At 70.2% G+C, this 13,440-nt stretch carries 12 protein-coding genes; 5 read left to right on the top strand and 7 right to left on the bottom strand.

What is annotated here, in order from left to right; all coding sequences use genetic code 11:
* Positions 1 to 24: 24 nt before the first annotated feature.
* The 5 genes from ACFWZ3_RS07670 to folE all read right to left on the bottom strand — a co-directional run bounded on the left by ACFWZ3_RS07670 (position 25) and on the right by folE (position 4,160).
* Positions 25 to 537 (bottom strand): DUF1993 domain-containing protein, encoded by a 513-nt coding sequence (locus ACFWZ3_RS07670; RefSeq protein WP_439707147.1) that lies wholly within the window; start codon positions 535 to 537, stop codon positions 25 to 27.
* A 14-nt stretch (positions 538 to 551) separates the two neighbouring features.
* The gene (locus ACFWZ3_RS07665; protein ID WP_439707146.1) at positions 552 to 1,862 is read right to left on the bottom strand and encodes a TCR/Tet family MFS transporter; all 1,311 of its coding nucleotides are present in this window, start codon (positions 1,860 to 1,862) and stop codon (positions 552 to 554) included.
* Between the two features lie 108 nt (positions 1,863 to 1,970).
* Positions 1,971 to 2,306 (bottom strand): EF-hand domain-containing protein, encoded by a 336-nt coding sequence (locus ACFWZ3_RS07660; RefSeq protein ID WP_439707145.1) that lies wholly within the window; start codon positions 2,304 to 2,306, stop codon positions 1,971 to 1,973.
* Between the two features lie 41 nt (positions 2,307 to 2,347).
* Positions 2,348 to 3,505, bottom strand: a complete 1,158-nt coding sequence (locus ACFWZ3_RS07655) for a diguanylate cyclase (protein ID WP_439707144.1) — start codon at positions 3,503 to 3,505, stop codon at positions 2,348 to 2,350.
* A gap of 55 nt (positions 3,506 to 3,560) precedes the next feature.
* Complete coding sequence (folE, locus tag ACFWZ3_RS07650; protein ID WP_439707143.1) at positions 3,561 to 4,160, bottom strand: GTP cyclohydrolase I FolE; 600 nt, start codon at positions 4,158 to 4,160, stop codon at positions 3,561 to 3,563.
* Positions 4,161 to 4,348: 188 nt separating this feature from the next.
* Between folE and ACFWZ3_RS07645 the strand changes: the two genes are divergently transcribed.
* The gene (locus ACFWZ3_RS07645; protein WP_439707142.1) at positions 4,349 to 4,981 is read left to right on the top strand and encodes a hypothetical protein; all 633 of its coding nucleotides are present in this window, start codon (positions 4,349 to 4,351) and stop codon (positions 4,979 to 4,981) included.
* Entirely contained in the window at positions 4,978 to 5,196 is a 219-nt protein-coding gene (locus ACFWZ3_RS07640) for a helix-turn-helix transcriptional regulator (RefSeq protein WP_439707141.1), read from the top strand. Before ACFWZ3_RS07645 ends, ACFWZ3_RS07640 begins: the two co-directional genes overlap by 4 nt.
* 292 nt (positions 5,197 to 5,488) lie before the next feature.
* On the opposite strand, the gene rmuC is transcribed toward ACFWZ3_RS07640, so the two are convergent.
* Together rmuC and ACFWZ3_RS07630 are read right to left on the bottom strand one after the other, a co-directional pair.
* Positions 5,489 to 6,934 carry a DNA recombination protein RmuC gene (gene rmuC, locus ACFWZ3_RS07635; protein ID WP_439707140.1) on the bottom strand — a complete coding sequence of 482 codons (1,446 nt, stop codon included), beginning with the start codon at positions 6,932 to 6,934 and terminating at the stop codon, positions 5,489 to 5,491.
* Between the two features lie 46 nt (positions 6,935 to 6,980).
* Positions 6,981 to 8,051, bottom strand: a complete 1,071-nt coding sequence (locus ACFWZ3_RS07630) for a DNA topoisomerase IB (RefSeq protein ID WP_439707139.1) — start codon at positions 8,049 to 8,051, stop codon at positions 6,981 to 6,983.
* Positions 8,052 to 8,173: 122 nt separating this feature from the next.
* Between ACFWZ3_RS07630 and ACFWZ3_RS07625 the strand changes: the two genes are divergently transcribed.
* The 3 genes from ACFWZ3_RS07625 (at position 8,174) to pgaB (ending at position 13,440) form a co-directional block, all read left to right on the top strand.
* Complete coding sequence (locus ACFWZ3_RS07625; protein ID WP_439707138.1) at positions 8,174 to 9,367, top strand: NAD(P)/FAD-dependent oxidoreductase; 1,194 nt, start codon at positions 8,174 to 8,176, stop codon at positions 9,365 to 9,367.
* Positions 9,368 to 9,548: 181 nt separating this feature from the next.
* The gene (gene pgaA, locus ACFWZ3_RS07620; RefSeq protein WP_439707137.1) at positions 9,549 to 11,603 is read left to right on the top strand and encodes a poly-beta-1,6 N-acetyl-D-glucosamine export porin PgaA; all 2,055 of its coding nucleotides are present in this window, start codon (positions 9,549 to 9,551) and stop codon (positions 11,601 to 11,603) included.
* 1 nt (position 11,604) lies between these two features.
* On the top strand, positions 11,605 to 13,440 hold the full coding sequence (gene pgaB / locus ACFWZ3_RS07615) for a poly-beta-1,6-N-acetyl-D-glucosamine N-deacetylase PgaB (RefSeq protein ID WP_439707136.1): 1,836 nt from the start codon (positions 11,605 to 11,607) through the stop codon (positions 13,438 to 13,440).

Here is a 13,440-nt window from a genome sequence, read left to right as displayed (position 1 = left end):
ATGCCGTCGCGCCCCTTGGAAAACCTACTGCTGGGCGCCGGCGATGAAGTCGGTCTTGCCCAGCTCCGCGCCCGCCTCGCGCAGGATCACGTAGGTCGTCGTGCAATGGAAATAGAGGTTCGGCGTCACGAAGCCGAACAGGTAGTCCTGGCCTTTGAAGTCCATCTCGCCGTTGCGCATCTTCAGGTGGATCTCGCGGCTCTCGCTGCCGTCGATCTGGCTCGCGTCGAAGCCCTGCACGTACTCGATCACGCGCTGGATGCGCGCGTGGATCTGCTCCAGCGTGGTTTCGTTGTCCTCGAACGAGGCCGGTTCCACGCCGGCCAGCCGGGCGGTGCCGCGCGCGACCATGTCGCAGGCGATCTGCACCTGCTTGACCAGCGGCAGCATGTCCGGAATCAGGCGGGTGTTCAGCAGCACCTCGTCGGTCACGCCCTTGGCCCTGGCGTGCGCCTCGCCCTTCTTCAGCACGTGGGCAAGATTCGACAGCGCACGCACGAACACGGGAACGGAAGCCTGGTACATCGAAAGCGTCATGGAGATCTCCAGCGTCAGTGGGAGGAATCGTGCGGCAGTGCGCCCGGGGCGTCCGCCGCGTCGTGGATGGAGCCGTCGTCGGCCAGCGGTGCGGTGCGCGCGGTCACGCGCGCCGCGATGATCGCGCCGGCGAGCAGCAGCAACGCCGCCAGCACGAAGGCCAGGCCTGGCAGGTGCACGGGCGATGTGGGCGCGATCGAGAAGGCGAACACCTGCGCGAACAGGTACGGCCCGAAAATGCCGGCAAAGCTGCCCAGGCTGGTGATCGCGCCCTGCAGGCGGCCCTGCTCGGACGGATCGACCTGATGCGTCATGATCGCCTGGATCGGCGGCCCGGACAGGCTCCACAACGCCATCAGCGGAATGCCGGCGAGGAACAGCCAGCCCTGTTTCGCCACGCCCATCAGCAGGAACGCGCCCACGCCGCAGACCAGGCCGGCCAGCAGCACCCGCCGTTCGCCGAAGCGCGGCGTCAGCTTGCCGGTGAGAAAGGCCTGCACCGAGCCGTCGCAGGCGCCCACCAGCATCAGCACGAAGCCCACCGCCTGCGGACCCCAGTCGTAGCGGTAGTCCGCGTACAGCACGAAGGTGGTCTGCAGCACGTAGTGCGCCAGGTACACAAGGAACATCACCACGCCCAGGCCCAGCACCTGCGGGTGGCGGCGGAGCAACTTCAGCGAGCCGAGCGGATGCGCGCTGTGCAGTTCGAAACGCGGCGTGCGTCGTTCCTTCGGCAGCGATTCGGGCAGGATGAAATAGCCGTACAGGAAGTTGCACAGCGCCAGACCGCCGGCCACCCAGAACGGCAGCCGCAGCGAGATGTCGCCGAGGAAGCCGCCCAGCCCCGGTCCCACGATGAAGCCCAGCCCGAACGCGCCGCCGAGCATGCCGTAGGCGGCCGCACGTTTTTCCTTCGGCGTGATGTCGGCGATGTAGGCGTTGGCGGTGGTGAAGCTCGCCGCGGTCATGCCCAGCAGCGCGCGGCTGACGAACAGCAGCCACAGCGTGGGCGCCAGCGCCAGGATCACGAAGTCGATCGCCAGCCCGAGGTTGGAGATCAGGATCACCGGCCGACGGCCGAAACGGTCCGACAACGCGCCCTGCACCGGCGAGAAGGCGAACTGCACCACCGCGAACACGGTGGAGAACACCCCCACCCACCACGCGGCCCTGGCGATACCGCCGCCAGCAAGTTGTTCGATCAGGTGCGGCAGCACCGGGATGACGATGCCGAACGCCAGCATGTCCAGCAGCACGGTGACGAAGATGAAGATCACCGCCGCGCGGCGGCGTGTGTCGCTGAGTGCGGTGTGGGTCGAATCCATGCGGCAGGGTCACCGTCGAACGAAGCGCGCACGATAGCGCATCGGTGCGGCCGGATTGCTGCGTGCGCGGCACGGATGGCGTGCGGCGGATGCAGGGTTCGGTTTCCCCTAGCCCGGCGGCTGCGCCAGTTCCTGCGCACTGAGGAAGCCGTCGTGGTTGCGGTCGGAGCGGCGGAACTGCGCGCGCAGGTCGGCCTGGAAGGCCGCCAGCGAACGCGGCATGCGGCGCGGCCCGGGTGGCAGTTCGCCGGCCTCGAGCACGCCGTCGCCGTTGGCGTCCATCGCATGGAAGCCGGCGCTGAGGTAATCGACGTATTCCTGCGGCGCGATGCGTCCGTCGCCGTCGCGGTCGAACCGCGCCAGGTAGGCGGAAACCGCGGTCGGGTAGTCGCTGGCGCGGGCCGTCGCGCAGAGCAGGGCCAGGAGCGGAAGCAGGTGGCGCATCGGCCCATTGGAGCAGGCCGTCCGCCGCAGCGGCAAGCGCTTCAGGCTGGCACCTCGTCCGCGGCCACGACGCGGTTGCGGCCGGCGCGCTTGGCCTCGTAGAGGGCGCGGTCCGCGCGGCGTACCAGGGCGGCGGCGTCCCGATCGGCGGGCGTGCGCACGGCCACGCCGATCGAGACGGTGATCGGCTCGACCTCGCCGTCCAGTTCCAGCGACATCGTCGCGACGTGCGCCCGCAAGGTCTCGGCCAGCGCGCGGGCGTCGTCCACGTCGCTGCGCGGCAGCAACAACAGGAATTCCTCGCCGCCGACCCGGCCCAGGATGTCGCCCGGCCGGAGCAACGTTCCGATGTCGTGGGCCAGTGCCGCAAGCACGCGGTCGCCGACGGCGTGGCCGAAGCGGTCGTTGATCGTCTTGAAGTGGTCGGCGTCGAGCATCAGAGCGGCGAGCCCCTCGCCCGCGTCGAACATCCGCAGGCCTTCCTCGTCCAGTGCCAGCCGGTTGAACGTGCCGGTCAGCGGGTCGGTGCGGGCCAGGCGGCGCAGTTCGGCCTGCGCGGCCTCGTTGTACATCAGCAGGAAGCCGAGGGTGGCGAACACCGGCTCCAGCGTGCCGTAGACCATATTGGCGATGTTGCCGGGGGTGGGCAGCAACAGCCCGACCTGCGGCAGCGTGGCCAGCTCGTGCAGGCGAAGGCCCCAGGCGACCGCGGCACCGGCCAGCACCAGCAGCATCACCCGTTGCGCGGTCGAGCCGCCGCGACGCAGCGCGTGGCGTAGGGGCCACAGCAGCATGCCCAGGTAGCAGCCCAGCATGGCCGCGGCGATGCACACGCGCGTGCGGTAATCCGGCTGGACGACGCCGAACCAGGCGATGCCCAGCCATGCAGCCAGGCCGATCGCGGCCAGCCATCCGCGCCGCTGCGGTACCTCCAGCAACAGGCGCAGTGCCCGCGCGGTTTCGGCGTAGGACACGATCAGTACGCCGTTGGCCAGCACGATCGACCACCAGTCGCTGATCTGCCCGCGCAGTGCCGCCAGCAACCAGCCCAGCGACTGCAGCACCAGCACCATGCCCCAGATGCGCAGGCTGGTGCGCGCGCGACCGGTATAGGCGCGCGTGGCCACCAGCAACAGTGGCGCAAGCAGCAGCGCCTGCAGGGCGCCGAGCAGGCTCAGGGTGGCAAGGTCGAAACGCACGGGGCAGGGGAGTCGTTGTAAACGCGCCCCTGTAGCGGCCGAGGGCCGCGAAACTTCAGCGTGCGCCGTGGATCCCGATGAACTGCAGAAACTCGGCGCGGGTTCGCGCGTCATCGCGGAAGGCGCCGAGCATCTGGCTGGTCACCATCGACACGCCGCGCTTGTGCACGCCACGGGTGGTCATGCATTCGTGGCTGGCGTCGATCACTACCGCCACGCCGGCGGGCTTCAGGTGTTCCTGGATGCAATGGGCGATCTGCGCGGTGAGCTTCTCCTGCACCTGGAAGCGGCGCGCGTAGCCCTCGACCACGCGGGCCAGCTTGCTGATGCCGACCACGCGGTTGGTCGGCAGATAGCCCACGTGTGCGCGGCCGATGATCGGCGCCATGTGGTGCTCGCAGTGGCTCTCGAACTCGATGTCGCGCAGCACCACCATCTCGTCGTAGCCCTCGACCTCCTTGAAGGTGCGCTTGAGGAACTCCGACGGGTCATCGGCGTAGCCGGAGAACCAGTCGCGATACGCCTTGGTCACGCGCCGCGGCGTGTCCAGCAGGCCCTCGCGCGAGGGATCGTCGCCGGCCCAGCGCAGCAGCGTTCGCACCGCTTCCTCGGCCTGGGCCTGGGTGACGTCGTTGGGGTTGCTCGGGTCGCTCATGCGGGTGCCTCGGGCTTGAGAATGAGTGGCTTGCCAGGGCCGCGCCGCTGACAGCGTTCCAGTGTAGCGACCGTGTCAAGCAAACCGGTTCTAGGGGTGTGCAAAGGGCGCCCAGTAGGGCAAAAGTATGGTTGACGCAACAAAATGTAACGTTTAGCGTACATGACATCCGAGGGGAGGGTTGTGCCATGAGCCGTTCGCTGCGTTATGCGGTGCTGATCCCGTTGTCCGTACTTGCGTTCTACGTGCTGTTCGTCCTGCCGGACGTCGACCTGGGCTGGCCCGGCGGCCTGGCCCTGCTCGCCGGTGCCTGGCTGGTCTGGTATCTGCTGTGGGCCACCTGGAAGGCCTCGGGCACCTCGCTGGGGGAGGCCGTGGCCGCTGTTTCGCCCGGCGAGCAACGGGCCTGGATCGGCCTGCTGTTCACCCTGGCGATCCTGCTGTACTTCGGGCTGCGCGCGACGCAAATGGTCGGCGCGGACGGCGGCCGTGCGCCCGAGGCCACCGCCATCGGCAGGCACATCGGCATGATGGTGGTGGCCTGGCTGGTCGTGATGCAGGTGCTTCGCCAGCGCTGGCGCGACAGGGTCGAGGCGGACGAACGCGACCGCGCGATCGAGGCGCGCGCCGCCGGTTGGGCACGCGCCAGCCTGGTGGTTTTCTTCGTCGCGCTCGCCGTGCTGTTCGCCTTCACGCCGCCCGACAGGCTGGCCTGGGCGCGGCCAATGACACTCTCCAACCTGCTGATGGCCGGACTGATCGGATCCTGCCTGCTCGAATACCTGGTCACCGGGCTGGCCTACTGGCGCGACCGGCGTTGAGAGCTCCCGGCACCCCGATCGCCAACGTCATCCGCCGCCTGCGCTTCGAGCACGGCGAGATGACCCAGCAGGCACTCGCCGACGCCTGCGGCATCACGCGGCAGACGGTGATCGCGCTGGAGGCCGGCAAGTACGCGCCATCGCTGGAGCTGGCCTTCCGCATCGCGCGCACGTTCGGCGCGGGCGTGGAGGATGTGTTCGAGTGGAAGGCGTGAGCGCCCCCCGCACGGAGCGCCCCCATCCGCCTGTCGGCACCTTCCACCGCGTTCGCGGGGGAAGGCTCGGGTCGCGGGTGGGGGGGGGGGGGCCCCCCCCCCCCCCCCCCCCCCCCCACGACTCCACGCCTCGAAGCTTGCGCCTCGCGTTCGCAGGGAAAGACCGGGCACGTAGGCCCCGCGCGCTGACGCTTCCCCACTCCAGGGGAAGCTCAGGCCATTCGATCCTTCCCCCGCCCGCGGGGGAAGGTGCCCGAAGGGCGGATGGGGGAAGCCTTGCGGGAAACCCCCCTCACTCGAGCGTGCTTTCCTCGACGTCGTCATCGAGTTCCGGCACTACGCCCAGCAATTGCTGGGTGACCTCGCCCGAGAGCGTCTCCACGCCGCGCAGCTTGCGCTCGATCGCCCGCGTGCGCACGCCGGTCGCATCGATGTGCTTGCCGGCCTCGTCGAGCTTCTTCTTGACCTTGTCCAGCACGTCGCCGAACTTGCCGAATTCGGTCTTCACCGCGCCCAGGATGTTCCACACCTCCGAGCTGCGCTGGGCGATGGCCAGCGTGCGGAAGCCCATCTGCAGGCTGTTGAGCAGGGCGCTCAGCGTGGTCGGGCCAGCCACCACCACGCGGTGGTCGCGCTGCAGCAGTTCGAACAGGCCCGGGCGGCGGATCACTTCGGCGTAGAGGCCCTCGGTGGGCAGGAACAGCACGGCAAAGTCGGTGGTGTGTGGGGCCGCGACGTACTTGGTCCTGATGCGCTTGGCCTCCTCGCGCACGCGTACCTCCAGCGCGCGACCGGCGACGGCGGCCGCTTCGGCGTCGGCCAGTTCCTGGGCTTCGAGCAGACGCTGGTAATCCTCGACCGGGAATTTCGCGTCGATCGGCAGGTAGAGCTGGGCGACGTCGCCCTGGCCGGGCATGCGGATGGCGAACTCCACCCGCTCGTTGGAGCCAGGTACGGTGACCACGTTGGATTCGTACTGCTCGGGCGTGAGCAGTTGCTCCAGCAGCGCACCGAGTTGCACTTCGCCCAGGATGCCGCGGCTCTTCACGTTGGACAGCACCCGCTTCAGGTCACCCACCCCGTTGGCCAGGCTCTGCATCTCACCCAGCCCGCGCTGCACGGCTTCGAGCCGCTCCGACACCAGCTGGAAGGACTGGCCCAGGCGCGTTTCCAGCGTGCTCTGCAGCTTCTCGTCGACGGTGGCGCGCATCTGCTCGAGCTTGGCCGCATTGTCGTCCTGCAGCGCCTTGAGTTTGGCCTCCAGCGTGGCGCGCACTTCGCCCATGCGCTTTTCGTTGTCGGCGGTGAGCGCGGCCAGCTGCTGGCGCTGCTGGTCGCTGGCGCGGGTTAGGGTGAGGACCATTTCCTCGCGGCTCTTGCGTGCATCGTCGGCAAGGCGCTGGGCAAGGCCCTGCAGCCCGGCGTCGGTGCGCGTGGTGAGACCATCCAGGCGCTGGCCGAAGCCGTCGATGCGCTCAGCCTGCTGGCGCGACATGCCGCCCAGCTGCTCCGCGACATGGGTACGGAAGCGGTCGAAACCCTGTTGCAGTTCCTCGCGACCGGCGCGCTGTTCCTCGCGCAGCGTGCGTTCGAGGCGCTCGCCGTCGCTCTTCAATGCGTCCAGGCGGATGGCGAGGCCGTCGTCGGCGCGGCCACGGCGCAGCAGCACCACCTGCAACACGAGGATGGCAAGGGCGACCAGGAGCAGGAGGGCGAGCAGTACGTCGGCGAGGGGCATGGCAGGTTCCGGCAAGCTACGGAACCGAAGTTTACGCGTACCCGTCTCAGCTGCCGCGACGCTTCGGCTTCAGACGTTGCCGCAGGAAGCGCAGCGTGGCTTTTTCCAGCTCCCGCGGCTTGCCCGCACAGGCTTGGGTGATCGTGCGCTGCAGGCTGCCGTCGCGCCAGCCCTCGAACACTTCCGGATGGATGTAGGACTTGCGGCAGACCGCCGGCGTGTTGCCCAGCACCTGGGCCACCTGCTTGACCGCCTCCACCAGTGCGTGGCGGCGGGCGCGTTCGCCGCCCTTTTCAGGCAGCGGCGTGCAGGCCAGCACGCCGGCGGCGTGGGCGGTGCCGCCCCAAGTGCGGAAATCCTTGGCGCTGAACACCTCGCCGCAGGCCTCGTGCAGGTAGTCGTTGACCATGCCCGAGTCGACCGGCTGGCGCTCGCCCGCGTCGTCCAGGTACTGGAACAGGCGCTGGCCGGGCAAGTGCTGCACGCGGCGCACGATCCGCGTCAGGCGCGAGTCGTCCAGTTCGACTTCCTGCTCCTGGCCGCTCTTGCCCTTGAAGCAGAAGCGCAGCCGGCCGCGCGCCACGCGTACGTGGCGCGAGCGCAGCGTGGTCAGGCCGTAGCTCTTGTTGGCGCGCGCGTAGCTTTCGTTGCCCACGCGGATCAGCGTTTCGTCCAGCAGGCGCACCAGCAGCGCCAGCACCTTCTCCCGCGGCAGGCCGGTCAGTGCGAGGTCCTGGCGGGTGCGCCGGCGCAGCCTGGGCAGCGCGGCGCCAAAGGCGAGGATGCGGTCGAACTTGCCGTGGTCGCGCAGCGCGCGCCAGTCCGGGTGGTAGCGGTATTGCTTGCGCCCGCGCGCATCGCGCCCGGTCGCCTGCAGGTGGCCGTCGGGGTTGGCGCAGATCCACACGTCCTCGTAGGCCGGCGGGATCGCCAGCGCTCGGATGCGCGCCAGTTCGACCCTGTCGGTGACCGGCTGGCCATCGGCATCGCGGTAGCCGAAGCCCTTGCCCCGCCGCAGCCGGCGGATGCCCGGCTGCGCGTCGCTGACGTAGACCAGGCCGGCCTTGCGTACCTCGGCGCGCAGGGTCGGATCGGGTTCGCTGGGGCGGGTGTTCATCGACCCCAAGTGTGGCGGGCGCGGCGATCAAGGCCGTGTGCAGGCGGGCTTTGCACCGGGGCGCCCGCCGCACCCGTCGAACGGGCGCATGATGGTCGGAGGGCAGGTCACGGGAGCGAGACATGGAATACGCGTACGACTACCTGATCATCGGCGGCGGCATGGCAGGCGATGCGGCGGCCAAGGCGATCCGCGCCGCGGATGCGGCGGCCAGCATCGGCCTGGTCAGCGCGGAAACCTCGCCGCCCTACGAGCGGCCGCCGTTGTCGAAGGCGCTGTGGAAGGGCGACAAGACGCCCGAATCGATCGACCTGGGCACCGCCGCCACCGGAGCGACGCTGCACCTGGGTCGGCGCGTGCAGTCCTTGGACCGGGCCGGCCGCCGTGTCGGCGATGACCACGGCGACGGCTACCGCTACGGCCGCCTGCTGCTGGCCACCGGCGCCACGCCGCGGCCGCTGCCCTTCGACGCGGGCGATCGCGCCATCGCGTTCCGCACGCTCGACGACTACCGGCACCTGCGTCGCCACGCCGTGGCGGGTGCGCATGTCGCCGTGGTCGGTGGCGGTTTCATCGGCAGCGAACTGGCCGCCTCGCTCCGCGGCATCGGCTGCAAGGTGACCCTGCTGTTCCCGGGCGCGTCGATCGGCAGCGGGCGCTACCCGCCGGCGCTGTCGGCGTTCCTGGACGACTACTACCGCGAGCGCGGTGTGGAGCTGCTGTCCGGGGTGAAAGTGGTCGATGGCAAGGACAGCGACGCCGGCGTCGACCTGGTGCTCTCCGACGGCCGGCGCCTGTGCGTGGATGCCGTGGCCGCGGGCCTGGGCGTGACGCCCGACACCGCACTGGCCGCGCAGGCGGGCCTGGAGGTCGGCGATGGCGTAGTGGTCGATGCGCAGTTGCGCACCAGCGACCCGCACATTTGGGCCGCCGGCGACATGGCCAACTTCTTCAACCCGTCGCTCGAGCGCCGGTTGCGTGTGGAGCACGAGAACGCGGCCGTCGAGACGGGCACGCATGCTGGCCGCGCGATGGCCGGTGCCGGCGGTGACTTCGTCACCCTGCCGTATTTCTACTCGGACCTGTTCGATCTCGGCTACGAGGCGGTCGGCCTGCTCGACGCGCGCCTGCAGGTGGTGGAGGACTGGAGCGAGCCACACCGCAAGGGCGTGGTCTATTACCTGGACGACGGCCGCGTACGCGGCGTGCTGCTGTGGAACGTGTGGGGGCAGGTGGATGCCGCGCGTGAACTCATCGCACAGGCCGGACCGTGGGAGCCATCCTCGTTGCGCGGACGCATCCCGCACGACGGCTGAGGGCAGGGTCCTCCAGCCGACGACCGGAGCGGCGGGCAGGGCTTCTGATGGCCGTGCGGGTATTAAGAAACCGCGAAAAACCCTGTGATAGAGTTCACAAAAACGCGCTTGCGCGCAGATTGACCGTCCGTTTTCCGGCAGCCGACCGGGACAGAACGGACAGGACAGGGGGACAAACGGCATGGCCATTCGAGGCCCCATTCCGGTGGGCAGCCGGCGTGTTGCGCTCGCCGTCGCCGTGTGGGCGGCGTTGCTGGCCGCGCCCGCCCTCGCCGGCGCAGCCGATCCCGGCGAGGCCGTGGCAACGATCGACCGCCTGCGTCAGGCCGGAAACTGGACCCGCGCGCTGGCGGTGTGCGAGGACGCGCTGCGCGAGCATCCCGAGAACGCACAACTGCTGCGCCGCCAGGTGCTGATCCTTGCCGACGCCGGCGCCGTCGGCCGCGCCCGCGAGCTGGCGCAGGCGATGCCGGCCGATCCCGCGCTTAGGGCGCGGCTGGATGCCGACGTCGCCGCGCAGCGCGCGCGTCGCGCGGCGCGCGATCCGGTCGCCCCCGACGCCGATCCCTACGCCGCGGCGGACGCAGCCGTACGCGCGCTCGACACCGTGATCGCGCGCCATGCCGACGACCCGGTGATCGTGCGCCGCGGCTATCTCGACCGGTTGGTGGCGCTGCAGGCGGCGGGCCGTCCGGCCGAGGTGGTGGCGGCCTATGACGCCATGAGCCCGGAGCAACGCGAAACTCTGCCGACCTACGTGATGCGGCCGCTGGCCGAGGCGCTGCTCGACCGCGAGCGGCCGGAGGAGGCCGCCCGCCTGCTCGAGCGCGCGGGTCCGGCGAATCCGGGCAGCATTCCCGAGGCCGAGTCCGACCCGGCCATCGCGCTGATGTACGCGTACAGCGAAGCCGGCCAGTACGCCAAGGCCAGGCAGACCATCGACGCCGCCGCGGCGGCGCAGCCAGTGTGGCTGCGCAAGCCAGGGCAGTCTGCCCCGGTGGCCAATCCGCACCGCAGCGAGGACGACCTCAACGCGGCTCTGTTGCGCGGCTACGGCGGCCTGCTGGCCGAGGCCAACGCGCGCCTGGCCGCGGGCGTGCGCGAGGCGCCGGCCAGCGCGCCCTGGCGGCGCGAGCTGGCCAACAACGAACGCAGCCGTGGCTGGCCACGCCGCGCGGAAGCGGACCTGGCCATCGCGCACGGGCTGGACCCGCAGGACATCGGTGTGCGCCTGGGCCAACTGGAAACGCAGCGCGAGCTGGGCGATTTCGCCGGCGTCGAACCGGGCCTGGAAACGCTTGAGGCACGCTACCCGCGCAACGCCCAAGTGCAGCGCGCGCGTCGCGCCTGGGACCGCCAGCGTGGCTGGCAGTTCGATGCCGCGCAGGCTTTCGGCCGCGGCAACACCATCGACTACGGCGATCGCGACCAGAACAGTTTCGCCACGCTCGCCTCGCCGTTGCTGGCCGACCACTGGCGTGTCTACGCCATCGCTCGCCGCGCGCAGGCCTCGCTACCCGAAGGCGACGCCCGCCGCACCGACGCGGGGCTGGGTGTGCGCGGCCAGTGGCGCGGCCTGCGGGCCTACCTGCAGGCGCTGCCGTCGCACGGCACCGGCAGCGATCCCATGGCCGTGGAGGCGGGTTTCGACTGGACGATCAGCGACCACTGGGCGTGGAGCACCGACGCCAGCAGCGCCGGCGCCGGCATCCCGCTGCGCGCGCGCTACTACGGCATCCATGGCGGCACGCTGGACAGCACGGTCCAGTGGCGCGCGAGCGAACTGCTCGCCGCGCGGCTGGGCGTGCAGGCGGCCAACTTCAGCGACGGCAACCGCCGACGCGCGGCCGACCTGGGCCTCAGCGGTCGCGTGCTGACCCGCCCGCGGCTGCAGCTGGACCTGGGCGCGGACCTGTACGCCTCGCACAACACCCTGGCCGATACCGCCTATTTCAACCCGGAGCGCGACGGCGCCGCTACGGTCACCGCGCACCTGGACCACGTGCTGGCCGCACGTTACGGGCGCAGCTGGCACCAGCTCGTCGACGTGGCGGTCGGCAGCTACGCGCAGCAGGGCCAGTCGGCCGGCTGGGTCGCCGACGTCGCCTACGGACAGACCTGGCAGCCGCACGAGGGGCTCGGTTTCGGCTGGCGCCTGGGCTGGCACAGCCAGCCCTACGACGGCCGCCGCGAAACGCGCGCCACGCTCGAACTGACCCTGCACTGGGGGGAGTGACATGCGTTACCTGATCCTCGCCCTGCTGTTCCTGCTGGCCGTACCCGCGCATGCCGGCCGGCTGGTGATCCTGAGCTACCACGACATCCACGACCCCGCGCAGGGGCCGACCACCGATCCGGACGCGACCAGCCTCGACCACCTGGTCGGTCACCTGGAGTACCTGCACGCCAACGGCTGGACCGCGGTCAGCGCGGCACAGGTGCGCGCCGCCGGGCAGGGCGGTCCCGCACTGCCGGACAAGGCCTTCCTGCTCACCTTCGACGACGGTCTGGAAAGCTTCTACACGCGCGTCTACCCGCTGCTTCAGGCCTACCACTATCCCGCGCTGCTGGCGCTGGTGACCGGCTGGATCGAGACCGCGCCCGGTGACCGCCTGGACTACAACGGCCGCGACTGCGATGCCGCCTGTTTCGTTACCTGGGCGCAGGTGCGGCAGATGCAGCGCTCGGGGCTGGTCGAGATCGCCTCGCACACGGACGCGCTGCACGAGGGCATTCTCGGCAACCCGCAGGGCAACCTGCTGCCCGCAGCGGTGACGCGCCGCTACGACCCGGCCAGCGGCAGCTACGAAACCGAAGCGGCCTGGCGCGAGCGCATCACCAGTGACCTCACGCGCAGCGTGGCGGCAATCCGCGAGCACACCGGCGTGGCGCCACAGGCGATCGTCTGGCCCTACGGCGCGTTCAACCGGCCGGGACGCGAGATGGCCGCGGCCCTGGGCATGGAAATGTCGCTGACACTGGGCAACGCCGTGCCCGATCCTGCGCGCGACCACACGCTGGATCGCTTGTTGATGGGCGGCGATCCGGGCGTGGTCGACCTGGCCTGGCAGCTGCTGCCGGCCCATCCGGTCGAGCCGCGCCGCGTGGTGCAGGTCGACCTCGACTATGTCTACGACCCCGACCCCGCTCAGCGCGAGCGCAATCTTTCCAAACTGCTCGACCGCATCAAGCGCATGGACGTCGACCAGGTCTGGTTGCAGGCCTACGCCGATCCCAATGGCGACGGCGTAGCCGATGCGCTGTATTTCCCCAACCGCCACCTGCCCATGCGCGCGGACCTGTTCGCGCGCGTGGCTTGGCAGCTCAGGACCCGCGCCGGCGTGCAGGTCTACGCCTGGATGCCCTCATTGGCGTTCCGCCCGCGCGCGAACGATCCGGTGGCGGCATGGGTGCTGGCCGGCAGGGGCAGGGACGTGGCACGGCTGGACCCCTCGCAACCGGCCGTGCGCGCGTGGGTCGGTGACCTTTACGAGGATCTTGCCAGCCATGCTGCCTTCGCCGGCCTGCTGTTCTCCGACGACGCACTGTTGCGCGACACCGACCGCCTGCACGATGCGCCGCCACCCGGCCCCGCGCGCACCGCATGGCTGATTGATTACACCCACGAGCTGGTCGAACGCGCACGCCGCTGGCGGCCACAGCTGCGCACCGCGCGCAATCTGTTCGCCGCACCCGTGCTCGACGGCAAGACCGAGTCGTGGTTTGCGCAGTCGCTGCCCGCGTTCGTGGCCGGCTATGACGAGGTGGGGCTGATGGCGATGCCGCAACTGGATCACGTCAGGCCCCGCAAGGCATGGTTCGAACGCCTCGCCACAGCGGTCGCCGCGGTACCGGGCGCGCGCGAGAAGACGGTGTTCGAGCTGGCTACCCGAGATTGGCGCACCCGCCAACCGATCGATACCGCGACGGTGCTCGACCGCATGCGCCTGCTGCAGGTCCAGGGTGCGCTGCATCTGGGCTATTACCCGGACGACTTCCCGGCCGATCATCCCAAGCTCGAGCGCATCCGCCCGGGCATCTCCTCGGCCACCTATCCGTACAGGGGGCGCTGA

It is taken from the genome of Frateuria sp. GZRR35 (assembly GCF_051900415.1).
Lineage (GTDB): Bacteria > Pseudomonadota > Gammaproteobacteria > Xanthomonadales > Rhodanobacteraceae > Frateuria_A.
The sequence above is the reverse complement of the archived record's forward strand: the minus strand, read 5'-3'. Positions and strand labels throughout refer to the sequence as shown.

Bases quoted from the DNA above. Each gene is read 5' to 3' on its own strand.
- ACFWZ3_RS07645 (WP_439707142.1), top strand. From the start codon at position 4,349: ATGAGCCGTTCGCTGCGTTATGCGGTGCTGATCCCGTTGTCCGTACTT.
- ACFWZ3_RS07665 (WP_439707146.1), bottom strand. From the start codon at position 1,862: ATGGATTCGACCCACACCGCACTCAGCGACACACGCCGCCGCGCGGCG.
- ACFWZ3_RS07670 (WP_439707147.1), bottom strand. From the start codon at position 537: ATGACGCTTTCGATGTACCAGGCTTCCGTTCCCGTGTTCGTGCGTGCG.
- pgaB (WP_439707136.1), top strand. From the start codon at position 11,605: ATGCGTTACCTGATCCTCGCCCTGCTGTTCCTGCTGGCCGTACCCGCG.
- ACFWZ3_RS07625 (WP_439707138.1), top strand. From the start codon at position 8,174: ATGGAATACGCGTACGACTACCTGATCATCGGCGGCGGCATGGCAGGC.
- ACFWZ3_RS07660 (WP_439707145.1), bottom strand. From the start codon at position 2,306: ATGCGCCACCTGCTTCCGCTCCTGGCCCTGCTCTGCGCGACGGCCCGC.
- ACFWZ3_RS07630 (WP_439707139.1), bottom strand. From the start codon at position 8,051: ATGAACACCCGCCCCAGCGAACCCGATCCGACCCTGCGCGCCGAGGTA.
- folE (WP_439707143.1), bottom strand. From the start codon at position 4,160: ATGAGCGACCCGAGCAACCCCAACGACGTCACCCAGGCCCAGGCCGAG.
- rmuC (WP_439707140.1), bottom strand. From the start codon at position 6,934: ATGCCCCTCGCCGACGTACTGCTCGCCCTCCTGCTCCTGGTCGCCCTT.
- pgaA (WP_439707137.1), top strand. From the start codon at position 9,549: ATGGCCATTCGAGGCCCCATTCCGGTGGGCAGCCGGCGTGTTGCGCTC.